This window comes from Aeromonas sp. R2-2, from assembly GCF_040908355.1.
Classification (GTDB): Bacteria; Pseudomonadota; Gammaproteobacteria; order Enterobacterales; family Aeromonadaceae; genus Aeromonas; species Aeromonas veronii.
Map to the genome: position 1 here is coordinate 176,520 of NZ_JBFODQ010000091.1, position 26,646 is coordinate 203,165.

The 26,646-nt window shown below is 60.9% G+C and carries 25 protein-coding genes; 15 read left to right on the plus strand and 10 right to left on the minus strand.

Annotated elements, in window-relative coordinates; translation table 11 throughout:
* Positions 1 to 9: 9 nt before the first annotated feature.
* Positions 10 to 393 (minus strand): hypothetical protein, encoded by a 384-nt coding sequence (locus AB5Z09_RS19890; protein ID WP_040069030.1) that lies wholly within the window; start codon positions 391 to 393, stop codon positions 10 to 12.
* Positions 394 to 538: 145 nt separating this feature from the next.
* Here AB5Z09_RS19890 and AB5Z09_RS19895 point away from each other — a divergent pair, with 145 nt between their 5' ends.
* Both AB5Z09_RS19895 and AB5Z09_RS19900 read left to right on the plus strand, forming a co-directional pair.
* Complete coding sequence (locus AB5Z09_RS19895) at positions 539 to 2,065, plus strand: cyclic nucleotide-binding domain-containing protein (RefSeq protein WP_368196045.1); 1,527 nt, start codon at positions 539 to 541, stop codon at positions 2,063 to 2,065.
* Between the two features lie 45 nt (positions 2,066 to 2,110).
* Positions 2,111 to 2,509 carry an STY0301 family protein gene (locus AB5Z09_RS19900; RefSeq protein WP_257700048.1) on the plus strand — a complete coding sequence of 133 codons (399 nt, stop codon included), beginning with the start codon at positions 2,111 to 2,113 and terminating at the stop codon, positions 2,507 to 2,509.
* Between the two features lie 76 nt (positions 2,510 to 2,585).
* Here the strand turns inward: AB5Z09_RS19900 and AB5Z09_RS19905 are convergent, their stop codons facing one another.
* From AB5Z09_RS19905 to AB5Z09_RS19930, 6 genes are all read right to left on the minus strand, one after another.
* Complete coding sequence (locus AB5Z09_RS19905) at positions 2,586 to 3,296, minus strand: HAD-IA family hydrolase (protein ID WP_201902345.1); 711 nt, start codon at positions 3,294 to 3,296, stop codon at positions 2,586 to 2,588.
* 32 nt (positions 3,297 to 3,328) lie between these two features.
* A complete protein-coding gene (gene xerC / locus AB5Z09_RS19910; protein WP_368196046.1) occupies positions 3,329 to 4,306 on the minus strand; it encodes a tyrosine recombinase XerC in 978 nt (325 codons plus the stop codon).
* Complete coding sequence (locus AB5Z09_RS19915) at positions 4,299 to 4,979, minus strand: DUF484 family protein (protein WP_005336370.1); 681 nt, start codon at positions 4,977 to 4,979, stop codon at positions 4,299 to 4,301. Before AB5Z09_RS19915 ends, xerC begins: the two co-directional genes overlap by 8 nt.
* 91 nt (positions 4,980 to 5,070) lie before the next feature.
* Entirely contained in the window at positions 5,071 to 5,901 is an 831-nt protein-coding gene (gene dapF, locus AB5Z09_RS19920) for a diaminopimelate epimerase (RefSeq protein ID WP_005336371.1), read from the minus strand.
* Between the two features lie 75 nt (positions 5,902 to 5,976).
* Complete coding sequence (gene lysA, locus AB5Z09_RS19925; protein WP_064335261.1) at positions 5,977 to 7,227, minus strand: diaminopimelate decarboxylase; 1,251 nt, start codon at positions 7,225 to 7,227, stop codon at positions 5,977 to 5,979.
* 32 nt (positions 7,228 to 7,259) lie between these two features.
* Positions 7,260 to 7,436: a lipoprotein gene (locus AB5Z09_RS19930; RefSeq protein WP_019444858.1), complete on the minus strand. Its 177-nt coding sequence runs from the start codon at positions 7,434 to 7,436 to the stop codon at positions 7,260 to 7,262.
* 73 nt (positions 7,437 to 7,509) lie between these two features.
* Here AB5Z09_RS19930 and cyaY point away from each other — a divergent pair, with 73 nt between their 5' ends.
* Together cyaY and AB5Z09_RS19940 are read left to right on the plus strand one after the other, a co-directional pair.
* Complete coding sequence (gene cyaY / locus AB5Z09_RS19935; protein ID WP_040068798.1) at positions 7,510 to 7,824, plus strand: iron donor protein CyaY; 315 nt, start codon at positions 7,510 to 7,512, stop codon at positions 7,822 to 7,824.
* A complete protein-coding gene (locus AB5Z09_RS19940) occupies positions 7,821 to 8,474 on the plus strand; it encodes an alpha/beta hydrolase (protein WP_139734548.1) in 654 nt (217 codons plus the stop codon). The genes cyaY and AB5Z09_RS19940 overlap by 4 nt, the downstream gene beginning before the upstream one ends.
* A 64-nt stretch (positions 8,475 to 8,538) precedes the next feature.
* Here AB5Z09_RS19940 and AB5Z09_RS19945 read toward each other — a convergent pair whose 3' ends face one another.
* Entirely contained in the window at positions 8,539 to 11,058 is a 2,520-nt protein-coding gene (locus tag AB5Z09_RS19945) for a class I adenylate cyclase (protein WP_139734549.1), read from the minus strand.
* Between the two features lie 323 nt (positions 11,059 to 11,381).
* Between AB5Z09_RS19945 and hemC the strand changes: the two genes are divergently transcribed.
* From hemC to AB5Z09_RS19965, 4 genes are read left to right on the plus strand one after another with little or no spacing between them, the layout of a single operon-like run.
* Positions 11,382 to 12,311 carry a hydroxymethylbilane synthase gene (gene hemC, locus AB5Z09_RS19950; protein WP_139123765.1) on the plus strand — a complete coding sequence of 310 codons (930 nt, stop codon included), beginning with the start codon at positions 11,382 to 11,384 and terminating at the stop codon, positions 12,309 to 12,311.
* The gene (locus AB5Z09_RS19955) at positions 12,308 to 13,042 is read left to right on the plus strand and encodes a uroporphyrinogen-III synthase (RefSeq protein WP_368196047.1); all 735 of its coding nucleotides are present in this window, start codon (positions 12,308 to 12,310) and stop codon (positions 13,040 to 13,042) included. The genes hemC and AB5Z09_RS19955 overlap by 4 nt, the downstream gene beginning before the upstream one ends.
* Entirely contained in the window at positions 13,039 to 14,088 is a 1,050-nt protein-coding gene (locus AB5Z09_RS19960) for a uroporphyrinogen-III C-methyltransferase (RefSeq protein WP_076495577.1), read from the plus strand. The genes AB5Z09_RS19955 and AB5Z09_RS19960 overlap by 4 nt, the downstream gene beginning before the upstream one ends.
* Positions 14,089 to 14,098: 10 nt before the next feature.
* On the plus strand, positions 14,099 to 15,262 hold the full coding sequence (locus AB5Z09_RS19965) for a heme biosynthesis HemY N-terminal domain-containing protein (RefSeq protein ID WP_368196048.1): 1,164 nt from the start codon (positions 14,099 to 14,101) through the stop codon (positions 15,260 to 15,262).
* A gap of 70 nt (positions 15,263 to 15,332) precedes the next feature.
* Here AB5Z09_RS19965 and AB5Z09_RS19970 read toward each other — a convergent pair whose 3' ends face one another.
* Positions 15,333 to 15,584 carry a YkgJ family cysteine cluster protein gene (locus AB5Z09_RS19970; protein ID WP_005336384.1) on the minus strand — a complete coding sequence of 84 codons (252 nt, stop codon included), beginning with the start codon at positions 15,582 to 15,584 and terminating at the stop codon, positions 15,333 to 15,335.
* 134 nt (positions 15,585 to 15,718) lie between these two features.
* Entirely contained in the window at positions 15,719 to 16,729 is a 1,011-nt protein-coding gene (gene glpX, locus AB5Z09_RS19975; RefSeq protein WP_005336386.1) for a class II fructose-bisphosphatase, read from the minus strand.
* Between the two features lie 221 nt (positions 16,730 to 16,950).
* Here glpX and AB5Z09_RS19980 point away from each other — a divergent pair, with 221 nt between their 5' ends.
* The 7 genes from AB5Z09_RS19980 to AB5Z09_RS20010 all read left to right on the plus strand — a co-directional run bounded on the left by AB5Z09_RS19980 (position 16,951) and on the right by AB5Z09_RS20010 (position 26,628).
* Positions 16,951 to 18,006: a porin gene (locus AB5Z09_RS19980; protein ID WP_021231817.1), complete on the plus strand. Its 1,056-nt coding sequence runs from the start codon at positions 16,951 to 16,953 to the stop codon at positions 18,004 to 18,006.
* Positions 18,007 to 18,126: 120 nt separating this feature from the next.
* Positions 18,127 to 19,047: an ABC transporter substrate binding protein gene (locus tag AB5Z09_RS19985; RefSeq protein ID WP_323917960.1), complete on the plus strand. Its 921-nt coding sequence runs from the start codon at positions 18,127 to 18,129 to the stop codon at positions 19,045 to 19,047.
* 33 nt (positions 19,048 to 19,080) lie between these two features.
* Positions 19,081 to 19,959: a DMT family transporter gene (locus tag AB5Z09_RS19990; protein ID WP_322112764.1), complete on the plus strand. Its 879-nt coding sequence runs from the start codon at positions 19,081 to 19,083 to the stop codon at positions 19,957 to 19,959.
* A gap of 434 nt (positions 19,960 to 20,393) precedes the next feature.
* On the plus strand, positions 20,394 to 21,860 hold the full coding sequence (yjeM, locus tag AB5Z09_RS19995) for a glutamate/gamma-aminobutyrate family transporter YjeM (protein WP_368196049.1): 1,467 nt from the start codon (positions 20,394 to 20,396) through the stop codon (positions 21,858 to 21,860).
* 260 nt (positions 21,861 to 22,120) lie between these two features.
* On the plus strand, positions 22,121 to 23,032 hold the full coding sequence (gene pbpG, locus AB5Z09_RS20000) for a D-alanyl-D-alanine endopeptidase (RefSeq protein WP_368196050.1): 912 nt from the start codon (positions 22,121 to 22,123) through the stop codon (positions 23,030 to 23,032).
* A gap of 223 nt (positions 23,033 to 23,255) precedes the next feature.
* The gene (locus tag AB5Z09_RS20005) at positions 23,256 to 24,293 is read left to right on the plus strand and encodes an acyltransferase (protein WP_368196051.1); all 1,038 of its coding nucleotides are present in this window, start codon (positions 23,256 to 23,258) and stop codon (positions 24,291 to 24,293) included.
* Positions 24,294 to 24,585: 292 nt separating this feature from the next.
* On the plus strand, positions 24,586 to 26,628 hold the full coding sequence (locus tag AB5Z09_RS20010) for a TonB-dependent receptor (protein WP_368196052.1): 2,043 nt from the start codon (positions 24,586 to 24,588) through the stop codon (positions 26,626 to 26,628).
* Positions 26,629 to 26,646 lie beyond the last annotated feature (18 nt).

Consider the following 26,646-nt stretch of genomic DNA (forward strand, 5'->3'; position numbering starts at 1 on the left):
CTCATCGATTCAGTCGCCAAACCCGCGCGCCTTGAGCTTGGGCAGTCCACCCCGCTCGGGGCGCAGGGTACGGCAAATATCCATCCCCTTGAGCCCGCGCTGGATATGATCAGGCGAATGGCCAAACACCATACCGTTGCTGCGGTAGAGGTTGTTGTCATCCAGCTCGAACTTCTCGCCGCCGATCAGCAACTGCTCACGGCCATTGACCGTGTCACCCCGCTTGATGGGCACCTTCATATCACTCAGCACCTCGCCGGTGGCACACCCCTCGCGCCAGCGCGCCTCGCTGGAGAAGGGGGTAATGGCTATTTCACGCCAGGAGCCATCCCGGAATTCGACCCGATACTTCTCGGCCAGCAGGTCGCAGCCAGCCAATGGCAACAGGGCCATCAAACAGATGATTTTCTTTGAAAATTTCACTCAATCGCACTCCTTTGCCCGGTTCTGCACAGGATAAATAAATTGCCGCCCCAACGCACCATTTCCCCGCGCCGCAGCAGCTATGCTGGAAATAAAACCACAATAAGGTGCTGCTATGGCTGGCGAAAACCTCACCGCGCTACCGACGTTGATCTGGATTGGCGAACACCCGTTCTGGACCCTGCTCACCCTCTCCCTGATGCTGATCCACTTCTGGCGCCGTCCGGGACAGCGACGGGAGCTGCTCTCCGAACTCAGTTTCGTGATGATTAGCGCAGTAGTGATCCTGCTGATCCAGCTGGAAGGGGGCTGGTTCAAACTGCCGCTGCCCCATCAATTGCTGATCGAGATCTCCACCCTGCTGTCCGGCCTGATACTGGTCAAGATATGGGGGATCCTGCTGTTCGAGTTTCTGCTCCCCCTCTGCCATGTGCGGATCCCGCGGATCATCGCCGATATCGTCATCACCATCGGCTATATCGGCTGGGGTCTGTTTCGCCTCTACGCCTCCGGCATGGCGCTCGGAGAGATAGTCACCACCTCGGCGGTGATCACCGCGGTCATCGCCTTCGCCATGCAGGACACCCTGGGCAATCTGCTGGCCGGGGTCTCCATTCAGCTCGACAACTCCATCGCCATCGGTGACTGGCTGCAAGTCGACACCACCCAGGGCCGGGTGGTAGAGATCAACTGGCGTGCCACCACCATCGAGACCCGCAACTGGGAGACTGTCGTCATCCCCAACAGCCACCTGCTCAAACAGCGCTTCACCGTGCTCGGGCGCCGCCGTGGCGAACCCTTGCAGTGGCGGCGCTGGGTCTGGTTCGATCTGACCCTGGATACCCTGCCGACCCAGATCATCGCGCTGATCGAGAAATCCCTGCGGGAGACCAAGCTCCCCTGCGTCGCCAAGCATCCGCAACCGGACTGCCTGCTGATGAACGTCGAAGGGGGCATCGCCCGCTATGCGGTGCGCTACTGGCTCACTGACCTGGCTCGCGACGATCCGACCGACTCCATGGTGCGCAGCCTGATCGATGCCGCCCTGCGTCGCAACGATCGCCGCCTCACCCCGCCGATCTTCAACGTCTTTATGGCCAAGGAGAAGCAGCATCTGGATGCCCGCCACAAGCGCCACACCGCCGAACGAACCGATACCCTGCGCAAGCTACCGCTGTTTGCCATGTTGCAGGAGAATGAGCTGCTCCAGCTGGCCGATCAGGTGAAGTTCGCCCCCTTCGTCAGCGGCGACATCATGCTGGAGCAGGGGGATGTCTCCAGCTGGCTGTTCGTGCTGGTCAAAGGGGAGGCCGAGATGGTGGTCAATGTCGAAGGGCGAGAGCTGAAACTCGGTACGCTCAACGCGGGAGACTTTTTTGGCGAACTGAGCCTGCTCACCGGCGAGCCCAGCTCCTTCACGGTGCGGGCGGTGGCCACCGTCGAAACCTATCGCATCAATCAGGCAATGTTTCAGGAGTTGGTGATGCAGCGCGAGTCGCTGGTCGAGCCCCTCTACCGGGTGCTGAGCGACCGCCAGCAGGAGCAGCGGGCCCTGCTGGAGCGGGAGGCGGAAGCCATGAAGCAACCACCACAACAGCTTGATCTGCTTGATAAACTGATGAAGCTGTTCGGCGGAAGATGACGTAGCATGGCACGAGATTGAGGACGTGAAGAGAGAACCGCAGCCATGTTACTGACCACCCTGGCCCTTGCCGCCAGCCTGCAATTTGATTGTCCCGCCACCATCGAGAGTCGCCAGCAGCTGCTGACCCCGCAGCAGGGCTGGCAGGCGTTCACCCGCAATGACGATGGCAAACCGGACGAACCCCTCAGCCACCGGCTCGATAATCTGGCCCTGTTCGACGGAGATCCTGCCGAGCTGGCCCAGCTCAAACCGGATAATGGCGACAGCGACGAGATCCACTACTGGAGCCAGCTCGATAGCAGCCTGCGCCCGCTCTATCTGGTCTGCCGCTATCAGAACAGTGCCATCACCCTGCAGCAGGCGCTGCCCGTCGGCATCAGCTACTGCCGCGTCAACCAGCGCGATCGCAACACCCTGCTCGGGTTGGTTTGCCGCAAATAGCGGGCGTAATCCCTTGCCATATATCGCTATTCGCTGACAGCCATTACCGCCTGAGCCGGGCCATCCGCCAGCGCCATCAGAGCAGCAGCTCGGCCAGCTCCTCCAGTGCCGTCAGCTCAACGTCCGGCAACAGTTGTAGCTGTTGCCACGGTTGCCGCCGCTCGTTGAGCCAGGCGGCGCGAAAGCCGTGCAATCGGGCACCCAGCACATCGGTCTCGGGATGATCCCCCACATGGAGGATCCGCTCCGCTGGCAGCTTGAGGGCACTGCGGGTCTGCTCAAACATATCCGGTGCCGGTTTCATTCTGGCGCCCGCCCCCGCCTTGCAGACCAGCGAGAAGTAGCGATCCAGCCCGGCCTGAACCAGATCCAGATTACCGTTGGTGATGACCACCAGCGGATAGCGTTCGGCCAGTCTGGCCAGCAGCTGATGAGTGGACTCGCTCACCTCGATCTTCGAGCGCTCTGCCAGAAACGCAGCAAACACCTGCTCCGCCTCGCGGCTGGCCTGCTGGTCGGCCATCCCCCCCTCGACCATGGCGGTACGGATGGTCTGCTGGCGCGCCAGGCTGACATCGTGGCGCAGCTCGGGCCAGGCCAGCAACACGGCGCGTTTTAACTCCAGCCAGCGCGGCTTGTCGAGCATGGCGGTGGCCAGATATTCGCTGCGCAGATGGCTCAGCATCCACTGCTCGGCGCGCACGATGGCGGGGCCGTTGTCATAGAGGGTGTCATCGAGGTCAAACGAGATGGCAGCAACCGGCTGCCAGCGGCGATAGAAGTGCATGGACTCTCCTCTGCAACGGGGCTCAGGGCCCGCTATTCATCGTCCTGCGCATCCGGGTCACGCTTGGCCCTGGGGTGGGCACTGTCGTAAACCTTGGCCAGATGCTGGAAGTCGAGGTGGGTATAGATCTGGGTGGTAGAGAGGTCGGCATGTCCCAGCAGCTCCTGCACCGCCCGCAGATCGCCGGAGGACTCCAGCATATGGGTGGCGAAGCTGTGGCGCAGCTTGTGGGGATGGACGTGGGCGTTGAGCGCCTGCTTGTTGCCCCAGCCATCAAGGCGGGCCTGCACCGAGCGGGCCGAAAGCCGCTGCTTGCGGCTGGAGACAAACAGCGCCTCGCTCTCGTCCCCGGCCAGCAGCGGGCGCACCTTGAGCCACTTCTGCAGCCACTCGACCGCCATCCGGCCGATGGGCAGCACCCGCTCCCGCGCGCCCTTGCCGGTCACCTTGAGCTGGCGGTCGTCGAGCTTCAGATCCACCAGATTGATCCCCACCAGCTCGGCCAGACGCAGCCCTGAGGAGTACATCAGCTCCATGATGGCGCGATCCCGCACCGCCAGCGGATCCTGCTCGTCGGTGATGTTGAGCAGCTGGTGCATCTCGTCCACATCGAGGTTTTTTGGCAGCGGCCGCCCCTGTTTGGGGGTGACGATGCCGCGGGCCGGATTGGCGGTCAGCCGCCCCTGCCGCACCTGCCAGTCGCAAAAGCTGCGCAGGGCCGAGACCTTGGTGGAAAGGGAACGAGGAGCAAGGCCCGCCTTGTGCATCCGGGTCACCAGAGTTCGGACCTGACTCGCCTCGAGCCGACCCCAGTCAGTGAGCCCGAGGGCCACCAGCTCGGCGGTCATCGCCTCCAGATGGGCTTGATAGTTATTGCGGGTATGAGGGCTGAGCTGGCGCTCGACCCTCAGGTATTCGATAAAGGCCGCCAGTTCGTCCGCCAGTGCCGCAGGCAGTGGCGGTGCGACGACGGGAGCTTTGGCGGGCGCCCTGGCCGGTGCTCTAGCCATGAGTCAACTCGGGCAGACGCAGTTGCAGCAGGCGCCCCAGTTGGCCCAGCAGCAGGGTATCGTTGTGGGGAGTAAAGTGGCCGGGATCCGAGCTGGCGAAGGCCAGCACACCGAGATCGCCGAGCCGCATCAGGGCCACCGAGTTGACCAGCACATCGTGGCCAAACAGCGCCTGCTTCTCGCTCTGGCTCAGGCGGCCAAAGTAGTAATCCTGCCCCGGCAGACGCTGACCCAGCAGGGATTCGAGCTGCTTGCCCTGTGCCAGAAAACGCTGCTCGGGCCCGCTCAGGGCAAACTTCTTGGGGTTGAGCCAGAGCCGCAACCCGGTCAGGCGCAGCCGCTGGACAAAGGCCTTGCCCATCACGGCACTCACTTCGAACAGGGTCTGGCAACCGTACAGCTCGCCGTAGAGATCGGCATAGACCCGGAAGATCCGTTCGTTCTCGCTGGCGATCCCCATCAATTCGGTGATCTCCTGCTCCAGCTGTTCGATCCGCTCGCGCTGACGCTCCAGCTGGCGCTCGACCAGCGAGACCGACCCTTTGCGTTCATGGGGAATGCGGATCCGGTCCAGCACGGCGGCATGGCGTTGGAAAAACTCGGGATAACGGGCCAGGTACTCCAGCACAGTGGCTTCATCCACCGATTGCTCCTGCCGTTTGAGTTCGCTCATAAATTGGTTGATCCATCAGAGAAATGGGGCTCGCTGCCCCGACATCATGGGCAAAGGGGGCCAACGCCCCCCGTACCTGAACCTTTATCGGCTAAACCTCTATCTGGCCGTCAAACACATGCTCGGCGGGACCTGTCATATAGACCGGCTGGCCCGGCCCCTTCCAGGCGATGGTCAGCTTGCCGCCCGGCAGACTGACGGTGACCCGCTCCTTGAGCTTGCCCTGACTGATGCCAATCACCGCCGCCGCACAGGCACCGGTGCCGCAGGCCAGGGTCTCGCCACAGCCCCGCTCGAATACACGCAGTTTGATCTCGGTAGCATTGACCATCTCCATGAAGCCGACGTTGACCCGCTCGGGAAAACGCTCGTGGCGCTCCATGATGGCACCGAGCGTCTCGACCGGCGCATCGGCGACCGAAGGCACCTCGATGACGCAGTGGGGATTGCCCATGGAGACCACGCCACACATCACGGTATGCTCCTGCGCCCGCAGCAGATAGGTTTTCTCTGCCTTCTGGGCCCGGAACGGGATCTTGCCCGGCTCAAACTGGGGAACCCCCATGTTGACCGTGACCTGATTCTCCCCCTCCAGCTGCAACACGATGCGACCCCGGGCGGTACTGACCGCGATGCGATCCCGGTTTATCAGCCCCTTGAGACGCACGAAACGGGCAAAACAGCGGGCACCGTTGCCACACTGCTCCACCTCGCTGCCATCGGCATTGAAAATGCGATAGTGAAAGTCGAGTTCAGGGTCATAGGGCGGCTCCACCAGCAGCAGCTGGTCAAAGCCGATCCCGAAGTGGCGATCTGCCAGCTTCTTGATGACGTCATTGCTAAAAAATACCTTCTGGGTGACGCCATCCACCACCATGAAGTCGTTGCCCAAGCCATGCATCTTGGAAAAATCTATCAACATCGTGCATTCCTGTGCTGTTAGGGCTGTAAAAACTCACCGTCAACCGTTATGAAATCATTGTCCCAGCCTGCGCCATCAGGGCAGCAGGTGCTCACCGCGCCAGAGATCGGCCAACTGCTCACGCTCGCGGATCAGGTGCGCCTCGGCACCATCCACCAGCACTTCAGCTGCGCGCGGACGGGTGTTGTAGTTGGATGACATGGTAAAGCCGTAGGCACCGGCCGAACGCACTGCCAGCAGGGAGCCCTCGGCAATGGCCAGGGTACGCTCCTTGCCGAGGAAGTCGCCGGTCTCGCACACCGGGCCCACCACGTCATAGAGCGCGGGAGCATGACCGGCACGGCTATCCACCTCGATGATGTTCATCCAGGCGCCGTAGAGCGAGGGGCGCAGCATGTCGTTCATGCCGGCATCGATCAGCGCGAAGTTGCGGGTCTCGCCCGGCTTCAGGTACTCGACCCGGGTCAGCAGCACGCCGGCATTGGCGACGATGGCACGGCCCGGCTCGAACAGCAGGGTCAGATCCCGGCCCGCCAGCTTCTGCTTCAGCGCTTCGGCATACTCGGTCGGATGGGGTGGCTGCTCGGAACCGTAGTTGACCCCCAGACCGCCGCCCACATCCAGATGGTGGATATGAATCCCTTCCGCCGCCAGACCGTCGATCAGCCGCAGCAACTTGTCAGCCGCTTCCATAAAGGGATTTAATTCAGTGAGTTGCGAGCCGATATGGCAATCCACCCCGACGATCTCGATGTTCGCCATCGCGGCCGCCTTGCGATAGATGGCTGGCGCCAGCTCGATGGGGATGCCGAACTTGTTCTGTTTGAGGCCAGTGGAAATATAGGGGTGAGTACCGGCATCGATATCCGGATTGACCCGCACCGAGACGCGAGCCTTCTTGCCCATGCTGCCCGCCACCCGATTGAGGCGCTCCAGCTCTGCTTCCGACTCCAGATTGAAGCAGAGGATCTCTTTATCCAGCGCGAGGCGCATCTCCGCTTCGCTCTTTGCTACACCGGAGAAGACCACCTTGGCCGGATCACCGCCCGCCGCCAGTACCCGCGACAGCTCGCCACCGGAGACGATGTCAAACCCCGAGCCCAGTCGGGCCAGCAGGTTGAGCAGCGCCAGGTTGGAGTTGGCCTTCACCGCATAGCAGATCAGATGGGGAATATCGCCAGCGGCCTTGTCGAAGGCGTGCCAGTGGCGCTCGAGGGTCGCACGGGAGTAGACGTAAAGCGGGGTACCGTACTGCTCGGCAAGCTGTTGCAGCGAGGTTTGCTCGGCCTGAAGCTGGCCGTCGGCGTCGTAGTTAAAGTGATCCAAGGGGGCGGTTCCTTCCTAGAATGGGTGCGGCATTAGTGCGGCGCGGCCTCGGTGGCAGCCTCAGTGGTCGCAGGCGGTGCTGCTTGCGGTGTACTCTGGCTCTGTGGCTGCTCGGGGGGCGGCATATAGAGCGGCCCCTTCAGACCGCACGCGGCCAACCCGAGGGACAGAAGAGTGGCAAGCAGACACTTGGTGAACTGGGTGATCATAATGGTTCGCTGCGAAAAAATTTTTGGCCCTCTATAATCGCACTCACATTGTTAAAAGCAACAGGATAAACCGATGAAGGATCACGAGTATCACGCCCTGACCGACGCCTTTTTCCAATATGTGGAAGACACGCTCGACGAGGGGTATCCGGATATCGACTGCGAACGCAGCGGCGGCGTATTGACCCTCTCTTTCGAGAACAAGACCAAGGTCATCATCAACAAGCAGGAGCCACTGCACCAGATTTGGGTCGCCACCCGCGAGAACGGCTTCCACTTCGAACTGCAGGGTGACACCTGGATCGACAACCGCTTCGGCCACGAGCTCAAGGCGCTGCTGAGCCAATCCTGCTCCGCCCAGGCTGGCGAAGAGGTGGTGTTCCCATGATCGATCTGCACCCGCAGGGCGCCCGTCATGCGGTGATCTGGCTACACGGGCTGGGTGATTCCGGCGCCGGTCTCGCCCCGCTGGTGGACGCGCTGGATCTGCCCGCCGAGCTGCCGGTGCGTCACCTGCTGCCGGATGCCCCCGAGCGCCCCATCACCATCAACATGGGCTACAAGATGCGCGGCTGGTACGACATCAGGAGCTTCGAGGATCCCGCCGAGCGGGCCGTGGAATCCCATGTCCGTGACTCGGCCGACCAGATTGCAGCCCTGCTCGATCAACTGGTGGCCGACGGGTTTGCCCCCGAGCGCATCGTGCTGGCGGGCTTCTCTCAGGGCGGGGTGATTGCCTCCTTCACCGCGCTGCGCTATCAGACAACGCTGGCGGGCCTGCTCTGCATGTCCACCTATCTGGCAGCCCCCGACAAATTGCTCGGCGAGATGAGCGAGGCTGCTCGCACCCTGCCCATCTGCTACATGCACGGCATCTATGACGATGTGGTGAGCCTGTCGCTCGGTTGGGATGCCAAGAACCGGCTGGAAAGCGCCGGACTCGCCCCCGAGTGGCACGAGTACCCGATGCGCCACGAGATCTGCCGTCCGCAGCTCGGCGACATTCGCAACTGGCTGCTGGCCCGCCTCGGCGCCTGAGCAACCGCAAAAGCAAACGGCCTGCATCTGCAGGCCGTTTTTTATGACGATTCCAACTGGCGGGTCAGCCCACTTCTCGAGCGGGCGGCACCTGTTCGCGCAGAGTGCCCTGACTGCGATAGGGGATCACATCCAGCTCGCCATTCACTTGTACTATCTCGTAGTACTGGGGCAGGTTGAAGTTGATGAACTGCCCATCATCGCTGAACCGCTCGTGATTGGAGGTATAGAATCGGTTGACCCCCGCCACCAGTTCATCCTTGTTGCCGGCAAAGTGCTGGTAGATCTCCACCCGGTTCGCCTCATCGAGGATGTAGATGTTGGTGCCCGCATCCCGGGTATCGAAGAAGAACTGCACCAAGCCTTCGCTGGCATAGGCATCGACGATGCTCGGCAGATGCTGGCTGTGGGTCTTGTCGAGCCGCAGCGGCAGGTGATCCAGCTTGTTGTGGGAGATGTGACGGTAAAAATCGATGGCGTTCTCCAGCTTCTTCACCGACACCCCGCGACGCTCGAAGAAGATGCCGTACTTCTCGCGGCCAAGGGCCATGGTCTTGACCAGCTGTTGCTTGTCGCGGGCAAGGCGCAGGTCGATACACTCCGCCACCAAAGTCTGGAAGCGGGAGCGCACCAGAGAACGGAAGTGCTGGCTGTAGCAGAACACCTCGATCATCTCGGGGGCGGCAGCATCCTGATGCATCTTGCCGAGGATGGTGGTGAGGGCATCGACCACGGCTTCATCCCCCTGGAAGTGCAGGGTGCGGATCTCGCTCCAGGAGTTGCGATAGACCAGATCCACCGAACCGACCAGACACTCCTGATTGCGACCGAACGAGAAGACATCCACGGTATTGGCGTCAAATTCGATCACCTGGCCGACCCAGTGGCTGGTCGGGTCCATCTCCAGATTGAGGAAGATGGAGAGCTGGCGGATCTCGCACGGCCGGCTGAGGGCCAGGTTGGTGGCCAGCGGGTACTTCTCGGGGAAGCAGCCGGAGAGATCACGGCAGAACTGGTGCAGATTGTCGATGTGCAGATCCGAGCCCTGATTGAACAGATGCACCCGCGACTGGGGCGTCAACAGATCGTTGAAGTAGGCCCAGGAGACCAGCTTGCTGATGTAGCCGTTGAACTCCAGCGGCGCGCGGCCAATGATGTCCACCGGCTCCAGCGAATGTTTGTAGAGATACCAGCCGGCACGGTTGAGGCGACCGTGAGGCACCTGCACGAAGCTGAGATCCGGCTCGCTGAGATCAGGCGCGATCTTGAGGTTGATGCGCTGCACCTTGCCCGGCAGGCTCTCGAACGCGGCGTAGAGTTTGCGCGACAGAATGCCGATATCTTCCGGGTTGATCGACTCGCTGATGTTGTTGCGGCGAGCGAACTGGATCAGGTTGCGGTAGCTCTGCATCAGGGCTTCCAGCAGCTCGGCGTGGGCGATCTTCACCTCTTCGATCTTCCACTCGTGGCGATGATCGAGTTGATAGAGCTTTTCCTGACTCCAGCCCCAGTAGGAGACCAGCTGGCTCATCTGCTCGCGGCGCCACTCGGGGGAGTGATCATCCTTGGGATGGCTGAGACCGTCGCACACCTTGAGGTAGAAGCAACGGCGCACCAGATCGAGCCGCGCCATGTCGCCGATGGACTTGAGGTAGTTGGTCACCTTGTCCAGCATCAGACAGTAGTTGTCGAGCCGGTAGTGCATCCCCTCATTGTGCTGGAACCAGTCGCGACCAATCATCGACAGCAGGCGGGTATTGGGATACTCGTGGGAGTAGGCCTCCATCAGCACCGACTTGAGTACCGCCTTGTAGGGGGAGTCGATCCCCTTGTAGAGCTGCCACAGGGCAGAGCCGAAATACTCTTCGGCCGGAATACGGTCAAAACTGCCTAGATCGAGCCAGTCGTCCTGCTTGAGCTTGCCGCTCTCGAACAGCTCGTTCACATACTCATCGTAGTGATCATCACATTCGGTGGGCACCAGATACCAGATCAAGCGTTTGCCCGCGATACGCATGGCACTGCGGTAGAACTCGTCGAGCAACAGCAGGTGCTGGGCACTGCCGCAGCTCTCCCCCTGCATCTGGGCATCGTTGGTCTGGCGGAACTTGTCTTCCGGGATCAGGAAGAAGTTGAGATCGACCCCGCGCTGTTCGGCCCACTTGGAGAGTTGCTGGCACTTCAGCTCCAGCAGATCGAGCCGCTCCTGCGACAAACCGGCCACGTGGCAGACCCAGATATCGAGATCGGAGTGACAGCATTGACCGATGGAGGAGGTGCTACCCATGGAGTAGAGCCCCTGAATAGCTCGATCATGGGTTGCCAGACCGCTCTGGCAGTTGGCGTTGCGACAGAGGTCATCGATAAAGGCTTGCTGCTCGGCGGTGGCGCTGAAGCTCCAGATGCCATGAGGGACATCACCGGAGACATAACCGGGCAGCAGGGGATGATTGAAGTGCAGCATGACAGGCAGCAGTTGGAATACCTGCTGCCCATAGCGACTCATGAGGCCTAACGCCCGTTGCGTCTTGAGACGGGTAATGTCGTCATAACGCGCAACCAGCGTATCGATGTGTTCCTGCAATGCCCTGCCTATCACCTAAGTGAAAATGACGCACCAAAGGGGGGATACGTCAAAAAAGTGTGATCATGTTAACAATGCAAACAGCGGTGGTAAACAAGCCTTCAGCTAAACGTCAGATTATTTCTGGTATGACCACATCAAGTATCAGGGGAAATCATTAAATCCCAATACATTCAATGAATTAATCAACACCCCTTGCTTAATGAAAATCATTTTCAGCATGCATTTTTGAGCTTGGCCCCGCTTTTGCCGGCTCCGCCATGAAAGCCCGGGCAAAGGGTGGTAATATCGATTTCCTTCTAAAAATGAAACAACTGATTGATATGGCAGCCCGAACCCTGAAAATTGCCACTCGCAAGAGCCCGCTGGCCCTGTGGCAGGCCAACTTTGTCAAAGACCGGCTCGAAGCCCTGCACCCGCAGTTGCAGGTCGAACTGGTGCCCATGAGCACTCAGGGTGACAAGATCCTCGATACCCCGCTGGCCAAGGTCGGTGGCAAGGGGTTGTTCGTCAAGGAGCTGGAGACCGCCATGCTGGAAGGGCGGGCCGATATCGCCGTTCACTCCATGAAAGATGTGCCGGTGGAGTTCCCCGAGGGGCTCGGCCTGCACACCATCTGCGAGCGGGAAGATCCCCGTGATGCCTTCGTCTCCAACCGTTTCAAGGCCATTGCCGAACTGCCGCAAGGGGCCGTGGTCGGCACCTCCAGCCTGCGCCGCCAGTGCCAGCTGCGCGCCGCGCGCCCGGATCTGGTGATCCGCGACCTGCGTGGCAACGTCAACACTCGCCTCGCCAAGCTGGATGCCGGTGAGTACGACGCCATCATCCTCGCCGCCGCCGGTCTGAAACGACTGGAGATGGCGCACCGCATCACCGCCTTTATCGAGCCGGAGCAGAGCCTGCCTGCCAACGGCCAGGGTGCGGTCGGCATCGAATGCCGCCTCGACGATACTGAGCTGCACGCTCTGCTGGCGCCGCTGGAGCACGCCGAGACCCGCGCCCGGGTGCTGACCGAGCGCGCCATGAACCGCGCTCTGCAAGGGGGATGTCAGGTGCCTATCGGTGCCTACGCACTGGTCGACGGCGAGCAGATCTGGCTGCGCGGTCTGGTGGGTAGCCCGGATGGCACCCAGGTGATCCGCGACGAGATCCGCGGTCCGCTGGCCGATGGTGAGGCCCTCGGCGAGCAGCTGGCCCAGCGCCTGCTGGCCGCCGGAGCCGACGAGATCCTGGCCGAGGTCTACCGCGCATGACCCCGCTGGTGGTGCGTCCGGCCATTCAGGCCGCCGAGCTGGTGCAGTTGCTGCGCCAGCACGGCCATGCACCACTCTGCTGCCCGCTGCTGGAAACCGTGGCGGGCAGCGAACTCCCTCTCCTGCCCGACCTGCTGCGCAGTGCTGACGCGGTTATCGCCGTCAGCATTCATGCCGTTCATTTTGCACACGATTTTCTGTTGCAAACTGGTCAGACCTGGCCACATATTGAGTACTTTGCGGTGGGTCAGGCCAGCGCAGATGCGTTTGCCGCCATCGGCATCACGGCAAGTTGCCCGGATGACCCGCGTAGCGAAGGGCTGCTGGCCCTGCCCGCCCTGCAGCAGGTAGCAGGCAAACGGGTACTGATCCTGCGCGGTAATGGCGGGCGGGATCTCATCGCCAGCATACTGGCCTCACGCGGTGCTCTGGTGCACTATTGTGCGGCCTATGAGCGCCACTACCCCGAGCTAGACGGGGACAGATTGACCCACTACTGGCAGGCAGCGGGGCTGGACAGCCTGCTCATTACCAGTGGTGAACTGCTGCAACGGCTGCTGGAGCTGGTTCCCGACCACCAGCGGCCCTGGCTTTTTGACCGCCTGCTGGTGGTCCCCAGCCCGCGCGTGGCCGAGATGGCCCACTCCGCGGGCTTTATCCATATCACGATTGCCCAAGGTGCATCCAACCAGGCCCTGACGGCCGCACTGGAACTGAGGAAGATGGAATGACAGAACAACAAGAATCCCAGGTCAAACCCCAGCCGACCGCTGTGGTCAATGGCAGCAAGAGCCGCTCCGGTGCAGTACTGGGAGGGGTCGCCATCCTGCTGGCCCTTGGCCTGACCGGCGGTCTCTATCTGCACGGTCACAAGAATGCGGTAGCCCAGCAGGCCGAACTGGCCCAGCTCAAGCAGCAGCTGGCGAGCGCCCTGAGCAAGATCGACCAGACCAGCAGCAAGGATGCCGAGCAGCTGGCTGCGCTGGATCAAACCCAGCAGCGGCTGCAGGGGGAGATGCAGGGTCTACAGAACCGGGTACTGGATCTGAATGACAAGCGCCCCAACGACTGGATGCTGGCCGAATCCGAGTATCTGGTACGGATGGCGGGCCGCAAACTGTGGCTGGAGCATGACCTCGTCTCCGCCATCACCTTGCTCGGCAATGCCGACGAGCGGATCGCCGCCCTCAACGACCCCAGCCTGATGCCGATCCGCAAGGCGCTGGCCGAGGATATCGCCAAGCTCAAGGGGATGCCGCGCATCGACCGCGAGGGGCTGACCCTCAAGCTGGCCGCGCTGTCAGACCAGATCGAGCTGCTGCCCCTCTCCACCGTCAGCATGCCGGAAGCCAAGGCCGAGCCGGATCAGGCGGTCAGCACCAATCCCGACGAGTGGGAGAGCAATCTGAAGAAGAACTGGGTCAAGTTCACCGAGAACTTCGTCACCATCCGTCGCCGCGATGGCGCGGTCGAGGCGCTGCTCTCGCCGCAGCAGGAGATCTTCCTGCGTGAAAACCTCAAGACCAAGCTGTTGCAGGCCCAGCTCTCCGTCTATCGCGAGCAGCAGGCGCTCTACGAAGACAGTCTGGACAAGGCCCAGCGCTGGCTGACCCAATATTTCGACACCGACAACAGCGCCACCCGCTACATGCAGGGCGAGATCGACAAGCTCAAGGGTGAGCAGATCCAGATCGACTATCCGGCCCAGTTCAAGACCCAGGCCATGCTGGAGCAGGTGCTGACCGAACGCCTGCAACGCATTCTGGCCAGCAGCTGAGGAGGGCACCATGATCCGTATAATCATTCTGGTCGCCGTGATGGTCGCAGGGCTGATCTTTGGCCCGCAAGCCTCCGGCAACAAGGGCTATGTGCTGATTGCCCTTGGCAATTACACCATCGAATCCTCCGTCACCAGCGCGGTGATCCTGGCCGTGCTGTTCTACGGTGCCCTGCTGATCGTCGAGTGGCTGCTGGGACGGGTATTCGGCCTACGCCGCAAGACCCTCGGCTGGTACGGCTCGCGCCGCCGCCGCAAGGCCAATCAACAGACCGTCGCCGCCACCCTGGCAATGGCCGAAGGCCACTACAGTCAGGCTGAAAAGCTGATGATCAAGGGAGCCAGCAACAGCGACACCCCGCTGCTCAACTACCTGAGCGCCGCCAAGGCGGCACAGGCCCGTGGTGACGACGCCCGCCGGGATCAATACCTGCAAAAAGCGCAGGAGGAGAACCCCAAGGCCGAGCTGGCGCTCACCCTGACCCAGACCCAGTTGCAGATCGAGCAGGGCCAGTACGATACCGCACTGGCGATGCTGGAGTCGGTCTACGCCCTCAACCCGCGCCACCCCATGGTGCTGGATCAGCTGCGTCAGGTACATCTGGCCCGTCAGGACTGGAGCGCCCTGTGCGACCTGATCCCGGCACTGCACAAGGTGGGCAAGCTGACCCCGAAACAGGAAGAAGAGCTGCTGCAACAGGCCTGGTCTGGTCGCCTGCGACAAGCTGCCGGCAGCCTCGAGACCCTCAAAGCCGTGTGGCAGGATCTGCCGCGCAAGCTGCGCCTCGAGCCAGAGCTGCTGGCCTGCTACGGCGATCTGCTGCGCCAGCTGGGCGCCGACGGCGAAGCCGCCACCCTGTGGCAGGAGGCGCTGCGCAAACAGCCGATGCCCCAGTTGCTGGCTCGCCTGCCCAAGCTGAAACTCGACAGCTACCAGCCGCTGCTGGCGCTGCTGCAAAAACAGCAGGGGCAACCGGATGTGGACACCGCACTGGCCCAGCTCTATCTGCTGGCAGGTCAGCTGGACGATGCCCAGAAGCTGCTGGAGCAGGAGGTGGAGCGGGCGCCGAGCGCCGCCGCCTACCACGCCCTCGGCCAGCTGATGGACAAGCGCCGCCTCACCAACAAGGCCAACGAGTACTATCGTCAGGCACTGGAACTGGCGGGAGTCTGATCCCCGGCGAACAGAAACGCGAGAGGCCGCATGATGCGGCCTCTTTTTTTATTTCTTCGCCCTGCCCTCGTCAGGTGGTGAGCCGTTCCAGCTCGCCGATCAGCCAGATGGCCTCGGCACGGTGGCTGCCGCACACATCCATCATGGGGCGAAAACCGCCGCACACTGCCGGCCGCTCCGGTTGACCGAAGATCTTGCAGCCAAGGGCGCTATCGAGCTGGATACAGGGGACGCCAGCCGGTTTGCCATCTGGCATACCGGGAATGGCACTGCTGATACTGGGGGCGATGCAACAGGCAGCGCAGCCGCTACGACACTCCATAGACTCCACTCCTTTGGGACGGTCTGAGCCACCATAGCCGAAGCGGCGGCACAAACGTAGCTGGCGCACAACAAAAAGCCCGACCGCACGGGCGATCGGGCTTCAGACAACACAGCCGGTTCAGCGAGCCATCATCACAGGATGATATCGCGTACCACGCTGTCTTTGCGCTCAAGATAATGGATCGACTTGATACGACGAATGGTGCGCGACTTGCCACGGATCAACAGAGTCTCGGTGGTCGCCATCACGCCATCGCTGGTGATGCCATCCAGCAGATCACCCTTGGTGATGCCGGTAGCGGAGAAGATGACGTTGTCATTCTTCGCCATGTCTTCCAGCTTGAGCACCTTGTTGACATCGATGCCCAGCGCTTCGCAGCGGGCAATTTCCTGCTCGCCCAGCGCACGCACTTCCGGACTGTCGCCCTTGACGCGGTGACGCGGCACCAGACGGGCCTGCATGTCGCCATCCAGCGCGCGGATCACCGCCGCGGAGATCACCCCTTCCGGTGCGCCGCCGATGCCATACAGCATGTCGACTTCGCTGTCCGGCAGACAGGTGAGGATGGAGGCGGCAACGTCACCATCAGGAATGGCGAACACCCGCACACCCAGACCCTGCATCTCCTTGATTGCCTTGTCATGACGCGGCTTGGCCAGGGTAATGACGGTCAGACGGGAGAGCGGCTTGCCCAGCGCCTTGGCCACGGACTTCAGGTTCAGCTCGAGAGCCTGATCCAGGTCGATGGCGCCTTTGGCCTTGGGCCCGACGATCAGCTTTTCCATGTACATGTCAGGCGCTTTCAGGAAAGAACCCTTGTCGCCCACCGCCAGCACGGCCAGCGCGTTGGCCTGACCCATGGCGGTCATGCGGGTACCCTCGATGGGATCGACCGCGATATCCACCGCGTCGCCGTGTCCGGTACCGACCTTCTCGCCGATATAGAGCATCGGCGCTTCATCAATTTCACCTTCGCCGATCACAATCTCACCATCGATCTCGATCTGGTTGAGAATGTGGCGCATGGCCGCTACGGCCGCCCCATCAGCGATATTCTTGTCACCACGTCCGAGCCACTTGTAGCCAGCCAGTGCAGCCGCTTCCGTCACTCGGGAAAACTCGATTGCCAGTTCACGTCTCATCGCATATCCAACCTATGGAGCTCGAAAACGGGCGGCATTCTACCACAAGGGCAAACCTTTGCGCACAAAAGTAGCCGCTGCGAGCAAGAATGTAGCCAATTCATCCAATTGCAACCCAATTGCCATCGACTCTTCATCCAACTGTCACCCCGCTGTCATCCCCGCTGCCTAGCATGACCCCGTTTTCAAAACAAAAGCTTGCAACACCACAAGGGATTAAGATGAAAAAGCTGACTGTAGTGGCACTGGCTCTCACCGCAGCCTTCCAGGCTCAAGCCGTTGAAGTGTACAAAAATGACACCTCCATGCTGGATCTCTATGGCCGTATCTACGCTGGCCACTTCTTTGGTGACAAGAAGGAACTGGATGCCAGCGGCAAACCGAAAAGCGAATACAGCGACAAGCAGGGTGCCAACCAGTTTGTCCGTTTCGGCGCCAAGGCCGAGACCCAGATCCAGAGCGGCCTGAAGGCTCTGGCTCAGTACGAAGTACAGATGTATATCAATGACAGCGAGAAGACCATCAGCGAGAACTCCGACAACCTGCGCACCCGTCTGGCGTTTGCCGGTGTCGGCGCTGACTGGGGCACCGTGACCTTCGGTCGCCAGAAAGGGGCCCCGGGTTTCCTGGCCGACTGGACTGATGTTTCCCTCTCTGACGGCTACGGCAACGACGCGCTGGGCGCCAAGACCGACACCTTCGCCACCAACCGCGCCGGTTCCGTGCTGAAATACTCCGGCCTGTTCAATGGCTTCCAGCTCGACACCAGCTACAAGTTCGACGGTGGTGACACCGAAGAGACCACCAGCAAGGATAGCGACGCCGCCTACGGTGCTGCCGTGGCCTATACCTTCCCGTTCAACCTGTCTCTGGGTACCGCTTACAACGTCGGTATCCGCGACAAGAGCGGTGAAGAAGATGCCAAGCTGTGGCTTATCTCCGCCAAGTTCGACAACAAGGCCGCCTACGCCGCCCTGAGCTATGCCGATGGCAGCGACTTCCTGGCGACCGGCACCGATCACACCGGTTGGGAAGCCGCGCTGGGCTACAACTTCGAGAACGGCTTCGGTCTGATGGCACTGTGGAACAAACAGGAGCAGGACAAGGCTGGCATCAAGAAAGACAACGTGGATTACTACACCCTGGGTGCCCAGTACAAATTCAACAAGAACCTGCGGGTGATTGGCGAATACCGTATCAACAATCTGGACAGCAAGGAGAGCGGCAAGCTCAACGTCAAGGATGACTTCCAGCTGGCTGCCCGCTACGACTTCTAATCGAGGTTTTGCGGATCCCCAAAGCGCGATGGCTTGCCATCGCGCTTTTTGCTGGGCGTCGTTCACGACCGGATAAAGTAGCCTAGGCTCAACAGTAGATGTATCGCCGGAGAGATGATCATGTTCAGGCTGCCTTTCGTCCTGCTGTTGCTGCTGGCTCTTCCCGCTCACGCCCTCTCTATCGCCATGGTGCTGTGGCGCGGTGAAACCGCAGCCGAAGCGGGCTTTCGGGCAGAGCTGACCCGCCTTGGCTATCAGGCCACCATCACCACCTATAACGCCGATCAGGATCGTACGGCGCTGGCAACCATGCTGCGCCAGCAGATGCTGCCGAAACTGGCCGAATACGACTACATTTACACCTTTGGCACCACCGCCACCACCATGACCAAGAGTCTGGTGGCCAGCCGCAAGCCACTGATCTTCAATGTGGTATCCGACCCGATCGGGGCAGACATCCTCTCGGAAGACAAAGCCCAGAACAGCATGGTGGCCGGGGTAAGCAACATGGTGCCGATGGCACTGCAACTGGCCAATGCCAGCGAGCATCTGGCCACCGGAAAACGGCTGCTGCTACCCTTCAACCCCCGTGAGCAGAACACCCTGCTGGTGGCCGATATGCTGCTCAATGAAGCGAAACGCTACCAGTGGCAGATGGTCACCTGGCGAATGGCCCCTGACCCACGGCGGCTGGACAACGAACTGAAGCGGCTGCAACAGGATGCCAAAAACGACATCGTCTTTCTGGCCGCAGACAGCTATCTGCTCTCCATCGCCCCCCGCCTGCTGAATGCGCTCAACGCAGCTGCCATCCCTACCATCTGCAGTGCCGAGCTGTTCGTCGAGCACGGCTGCAGCGTTGGCACCATCAGCAGCTACGAGGCACTGGGCAAGATGGCCGCCGGGATCATCCATCGCCACCAGCAGGGAACCGAGCTGCAAGATATACCGCTGCAGACCGATCCCCATCCCAAACTGGTACTGGGGCAACTGGGTAACGCCACCACGCAGGAGGCGAGCCCCGAAAAGCCGAAGCCTTGATAAAGATCTCGGCCAATCAGGCTCCGGACGGGTATGCTGTTGCCCCCCATCTCCCGAGAGCCCTTTCCCATGAGCACCACCGTCTTTTTTGCCGTTCTGCTGGCAGCCCTGCTTCACGCCAGCTGGAATGCGCTGGTCAAAATTGGCGAAGAGCGGCTGGTGGGCGTGTCACTGGTGGCGATCTTCTCAGGGCTTATCGCCGCCGTGGCGCTGCTACCCATGGGGCTTCCCTCTGCTGCCGAGCTGCCCTGGCTCGGCCTCTCAGTCCTGCTCCATATCGGTTACTGCCTGTTTCTCAGCCATGCCTACAATCAGGGCGATTTTGGCCAGATCTATCCGCTGGCCCGTGGCAGTGCCCCGCTGCTCGCCATGGTGTTAAGTGCCCTACTACTGGGGGACTACCCAGGTTACGGCGGCATCGTCGGCGCCTGCGTGCTGATCACGGGGGTCTTGCTGATGGCCTGGCGAGGTGGGCAGCAGCGCCTTGCCAGCAAAGCGGTTCGGGCGGCACTGATCACGGCCATGTTCACGGCGACCTATACCCTCTCGGATGGAGCCGGCGCCCGCGCAGGGGGTGAACCGGTACGCTACACCCTCTGGCTCTTTGCCTGCACCGGGCTGGCAATGCTGCTGGTGCTGCTCGTCCACCAGAAACGCAACGCATGGCGCCAGATCCGTCAATATGCGCTGGTTGGCGCCACCGGAGGTGCCATGTCACTGCTCGCCTACGGGATTGTTATCTGGGCCATGACCCAAGCCCCCATTGGCGTGGTCGCGGCTCTGCGCGAAAGCAGTGTGCTGTTTGCCATGCTGCTCTCGGTCTGGCTGCTGAAAGAGCCGCTCGGGCGCATGCGGCTGACGGCGGCGGCCATTATTACCGGCGGCGTGCTGCTGACCCGGCTGGGAGGATAAGCGCTGTCGCCATTGGGGCGTATTTATCAGGCAGGATAGCGTATTCACTCCGCCAAATATGCCGAATACGAATAATGGAAATAAGTGTCGGCCCGGGCGTAAATGTTTACATCCGCAACGTATCAATTAACTGGCAGGTCTGTTTATTTCAACCACAGCTTCATTCGGGAAACTTACCTGCCCAGCAGCATTAATGATAAAATCGTTCACAGTTAATTTTCGGCAACGCTGACCAATACCGCGCATGGCACAGACCATGCCGCTCCGCCCATACATTCATTGACCGCCTGACGGGTAAGCCAGCCCGGTCAGAGATGACCCGATCGCGCCCGCCACAGCAAGATGGCATGGCGCTACCGCGTTATTAATGGGTCCGGTTTCGTCCGTTTAATTTTTGATTATTTTAAATCCAGCACCATCAGGGAGTTTTTAATATGTCGGCAAAAAAGCTGAAATTGGGCGCCTTTATATTGATGATATTAACATCGGTATTTGGCGTCACTAATATCGGGATCGGTTTTTACCGAATGGGATATGCCGCCATTCCGATGTTCGTCATTGGCGGTCTGTTCTTCTTCATCCCGTTCATTTTGATGATGATCGAATTCGGCACCGGCTTTCGCAAAGAGGCGGGCGGTATCTTTACCTGGATGCGCCACTCGGTCTCGACCCGATTCGCCTTTATCGGTCTGACCATGTGGTTCGCCTCCTACGTCATCTGGATGTTTGGCAAGGCGCTCTCCATGTGGGTGCCCCTCTCCTTCATGCTGTTTGGCCGCGACATCACCGTCATCCCGGTCACCCTGGGTACCGGCATCGACTTTGGCCCCTTTATTCTGGGTGTGGTCGCCATCGCGCTGGTTGCCACCGTCACCAAGCTCATCACCCTGGGTAGCGCCCGCTTCGCCAAAGTGGCGGCCATCGGCGGTCTCTCCGTGGTGGCACTCAACGTGTTGCTGCTGGTTGGCGGCGTCTTCACCTTCACGGTGAGCGGCATGACCCTGCAGGAGCCCTTCACCCAGGCATCGCTGACTGCCTCTCCCAATGCCGCTTTCAACGACATCATCCCCTTCCTCGGCTTTATGGTGTTCGCCATCTTCGCCTACGGCGGGGTCGAGGCGATGGCCGGAGTGGCTGACGAGCTGGAAGATCCCGAGCGTGACCTCAAGCGCGGCATCTTCCTCTCCGGCGCCTTCATCGTACTCTGCTACATCATCGGCTTTCTGGCGGTCGGCTCAATCATGCGCTGGAGCGACTTCCCGGCCGAGGGGATCACCTCTCTCTCCGCCCTCTTCATCATCATGCTGGAGCTGGGGCGCCATCTCGGTGGCGAGTGGCTTGGACAGGTGCTCATGCGCTTTGCCGGATTGGGCATGTTCCTGAGCTATCTGGGTGCCTTTATCGCCCTCTCCTACGCGCCACTGCGCCAGTTCATCACCGGCACCCCGAGTTACTTCTGGCCGGAGCGTTTCCAGCGCGAGAACGAGAATGGCGTGCGCATTGAAGCCCTCAAGGTGCAAGCCTGGGTGGTCTGTCTGTTCATTGCCGCCAAGTCCATCTTTACCCTGATCAACCCGGAAGGGGCCGCCGCCCTCTATGAGCTGATCATCACCATGACCAACGTCGGCATGACCCTGCCCTACATGTTCCTCATCTACGCCTGGTATCGCTATCGCAACAACCCGGCGCTGGGCAAGGACCTGATCTTCTTCAAGAGCGCGGGCTCGGTACTGCTTGCCACCATCATCAGCCTGATCCTGGTCGCCTTCGGCAACGTCTTTACCGTGGTCGCCCCCTTTATCTCCGGCGATATCTCCACCGGCGTCTGGACCATCATTGGCCCACTGCTGTTCGTGGTGATCGCCATGCGCTTCAAGATCAAGCAGGAAGATGCCCACTAAACGGTAGGCAATGCTCCATGCCAATCGGGGCCGTTCTGGTCCCGATTTTTTTTAGCGCCGGCTTCCGCTCGCCATCACGGCCAGCCCATAGTTTCAATGCAAAAAAAGACTCCATAGAGACCTCTTTTACGAACTCCTCGCCGTCAGAGCACGCTCAACGCCGTAAATTATCAATATCAAGGTGAGAATGATTGTGAAGCGCCAGTTCACGACATATAACTTAGCGAGATATCCCTGTATTTCGTCCGGTAGAGCTGATCATGATGATGCGTTCCCTCCTTCCCCTGTTGCTTGGCGCAATAATGCTGCCGGCCACTATGGACAGTGCCCATGCCAACCCCTTTTCCGCCAGCAGCAAGAGCAGCAGCGGCTTTCTCGAGCGACGGGATGTGCCCAACCTCAGCTCGGCTGCCTTCGTGGTGGCCAACCACAGAACCGGCGAGGTGATCTCCGAGCGCAACGGCAACCGGGTAATGCCCATCGCCTCCCTCACCAAGCTGATGACGGCGCTGGTGGTGCTGGATGCCAACCTGCGCCTCAACGAAATGCTCACCGTGACCAATGCCGACATCGACCGCATCAAGGGAACCGGCTCGCGCCTAGCCATAGGTTCCAGGCTCAGTCGCGCCGAAATGCTCCATATCGCCCTGATGTCCTCTGAAAACCGCGCCGCCTCGGCGCTGGCCCGCCACTATCCCGGCGGCCAGCGTGCCTTTGTCGAGGCGATGAACGCCAAAGCCCGCATGCTGGGGATGTGGAATACCCGCTACGCTGACAGCACAGGGCTCAACCCGCGCAATGTCTCCACCGCGCAGGATCTCGCCAAGCTCGCCGCCGCAGCGGCCTCCTATCCGCTGATCCGCCAGTACTCCACCGACGAGCAGAGCTATGTGCGTACCAACAAGCGTCAGCTGCACTACCTCAACTCCAACCGGCTGATCCGCGAAGGGCAATGGGAGTTCACCCTCTCCAAGACCGGCTATATCCGCGAAGCGGGCCGCTGTCTGGTGCTGGGTACCAAGGTCAATCGTGAGCCGGTGATCATGGTGCTGCTCAATGCCGAAACCACCAACGATCGGGTCGCCGACGCCAAGCGGATCAAAACCTGGCTGGAGAGCGCGGGCAGAACCACCCTTGCAGCCAACCAGAGCAGCATGCTGACTCACCAGTAAGCTCGAGATCCCCAACCAAGCGAGGCACCTGCCTCGCTTTTTTTATCTGCATGAGCGCGCCCAAAAAATGGGATCCAGTTCCCGCTACAGGTAACACCTTCCGCCATCCCGTTACAAAACGTAACTACTCAACAGCGTGATTCACACTAATAGAATCAATTGGTTGTAAGTTTTCGGCAAGAATTTTAGCGTGCCATCACAACCCCTGTAACGACGAGCCACCATGCGTATTCCCAGTATCGAGTGCGGGCGGGTACTGGCCATTCTGGCCGTGATGACCATTCACGTATCCCCCTTCGCCAATCCGTTCAATCCCGCCCTGTGGGGAAGTGGATCCTGGCTCTGGCTGAGCGGCACCATCAACCAGTTATGCCGCTTTGCCGTGCCGCTGTTTTTCCTCTGTGCCGGTTACTTTCTGCAGCCGAGACTGAGCCGCGAAGCGCCGCTGACCGTTGCCTGGCGCTACTGCCACCCCTTGCTGCTGCTCTGGCTGGTATGGAGTCTGGTCTACCTGCTGGTGCCGTTCAATCCGCTGGATGCCGTGCAGCAAGGCTATCTGGCCTCCCTGCGCGGGCAGTGGCAATTCCAGCTCGGCGACCCCCTCAATGGCTGGCTGGTGGGCGGCATGATCCACCTCTGGTTCCTGCCAGCCCTGATCATGGCGGTGACCCTGCTGGCACTCTGCTACCGGCTTGGCAGACCAGCGCTCGCCCTCTGGCTGGGTCTTGGCCTCTACCTGCTGGCGCTGCTGGGGGGCTCCTATGCCAAGCCGCTGCTGGGCACCGAGTGGCCACTACTCACCCGTAACGGCCCCTTCTTCTCCCTGCTGTTTGTGGCGCTCGGGGCCCTGCTGCGCCAGCGTCAGTGGCAGCCCGATGCCCGCACCGGCTGGCAACTGCTGCTGGCGGGCGTGGCGCTCTATGGCTGTGAAGCCTGGGCGCTGCAGCACTTCGCCGCAGTGCCGCTCACCCGCCACGACTTCCTGCTTGGCTCCCTTCCCTGGGCTATCGGTCTGTTTGGACTACTGCTGGCCAACCCCGAGTGGGGCAAGGGCAGCTGGCTTGAGCGCCAGGCCCCCAAAGTGCTCGGGATCTACTGCCTGCACATGATGCTGGTGGTCTGGCTCTTCGTATTCGGCCCGCAGGGCGCATCCATCCTGTGGGAGATCACCAAGGTGCCGCTGCTGCTGGGAGCGTCTCTGCTGGCCTATCGCCTGATGGCGGCCCTCCCCCTCGCCCGCCGACTGCTGCGTACCCACTGAACCCTCCATCCGGCCCGACACATCGGGCCGGATATCGCTTCACATTTCGCACCTTTTTCTTCCGCTACGCCCTTTTCCCTCGCTTCGTTCTCGCGGTTTGCTGCAATGGCTCTGCTTTTCAGCCGAGCTCCCCCGACCGCACAACCCTCCTCCAATGCCCCTATCCATTTTCACCTTGCCAGACAAATGAAAATCAATATCATTGGCATCCCGCTTTAGCGGGTCAGGCTAATTATAATTAAATCAATATGTTCGAGCCGTCAGGTCGACATCCAAAGAGTCAATATTGAATATGCAGCACCCTCACTTTCGCAGAACGCTGGTCTCGCTGGCACTGCTGGGCACCGGCTTCACTGCCCAGGCCACCGATGAAACCATGACTGTGGTTGGCAAACGCTCCCAGCATCAGGAAGTTGCCACCGCTACCCGGACCAATACGCCAGCCAAGCTGGTGCCCCAGACCATCGACAGCGTCAAGGTCAGCGAGCTGACCGCCTTCGGCCAACCGACGCTGAGTGAAGCCCTGAGCGGCATTCCCGGGGTCAACGCCAGCGGTGATACCCGCTTCGACGGGGTCAATATCCGCGGCTTCAGCGCCAGCAACGACTTCTATCTCGACGGATTCCGCGACGACATGCAGTACACCCGGGATCTCGGCAACATCGAGCGGGTGGAAGTGCTCAAGGGCCCGGCAGCCGTGCTCTACGGCCGCGGTAGCACGGGGGGCATCGTCAACCGGGTCAGCAAAAAGCCGCAAAAAGGGCAGGAGTCCAGCGTCACCGCCCGGGTCGGCAGCTTTGACAGTCAGCGACTGGCCGCCGACCTCAATGGTGAGGCGAGTGAGCAGGTGCAACTGCGCCTCAACATGGCGCAAGAGGACAAAGATAGCTTCCGCAACGGCGTGAAGAGCAAGCGCACCCTGCTGGCCCCCTCCGCCAACTGGGAGATCAGCGACAACCTCAACTGGCTGGTGCAGTACGAGCGCAACGAACATGACCGCACCCCCGATCGCGGCATTCCCGGGGTCAATGGCCGTCCGGCCGATGTGCCGCGAGAGTATGTTTACAGCGATACCAGCCGCGACTTCATCGATGACGTGGCGCAATCCACCCGCTCACGCCTCTCCTGGGATATCAACGATCAGTGGCAGTTGCGCCAGCAGCTCGGTTACTCCACCCTCGGCAGCCAGTTTGACAACACCTATGTCACCAGCGTCAAAGGGGATAAGGTGACCCGCTCCCGCTGGCAGCAGGATCTGAAAGCGAAGAACCTGATCAGCAACACCGAGGCCGAGGGTCTGTTCCAGACCGGCCCGGTGGAACATCGCCTGCTGGTTGGCTTCGAGCAGAACTGGCAGGAGCGCACACCCAAGCTCTACCAGAACGCCACCGCCATCCCGTCTGGCAATCTCTACGACCCGGGCTCACTGCCTACCTACAATGGCGCCATGAAGCTCTCCAGCGACGCCAAACACAAGGTGCGCGGCAATGGCCTCTATCTGCAGGATCAGCTCAGCCTGGGTGACTGGCATCTGGTTGGCGGGCTGCGCCGTGACAACTTCACCGTCACCAGTCGCCGCTACGACCTCAACAAGGAGGAGAGCGTCTCGGTCAACAGCCTGAGCCCGCGCCTCGGTCTGGTGTGGAACCCCCTCGAGGATCACGCCTTCTACACCTCCTACAGCAAGACCTTCACTCCGGTGGGCGGCGAGCTGATCGGCATCACCCCGGGTGACAAGAACAACGGGCTGGAACCCCAGCACACCCGCCTCTACGAAGGTGGTGTGAAGAGTGACTGGCTGAACGGCAAGCTGGCGACCACTCTCTCCCTCTATCGACTGGAGATGTACAACAAGCGCACCAAGGATCCGCTGGATCCCACCAAGGTGATCCTCACCGGCCTGCAGCGTACCGAGGGAGTCGAGCTGAGCGCCCGCGCCGAGCTGACCGACGAGATCTATCTGCGTGGCGGCTTCGCCATTCAGGATGCGGAGCAGGTCAAGGCGGATGCGGATCTGCAGGGCAAGCGCCCGATGAACGTCTCCCGTCAGAATGGCCAGTTCTATCTCGGCTACAAGAGTGGCGAGCAGGGCTGGTTCGGTGAAACCGGCGTGACGGCAGTGGGCGATCGCTTTGCCGACAACGCCAACACCACCACACTGCCCGGTTACGCCCGCTTCGATGCGCGCGCCGGTTATCGCTGGCAGCAGTGGGAAGCCGAGCTGAGCGCCGAAAACCTGACCGATCACGAGTACTTCGTCAGCGCCACCAGTGCCAACCAGATCATGCCGGGCACACCCCGCCAGCTGAGCCTGACCGGTACCTACCGCTTCTGATCTCAGTGACAACCACCC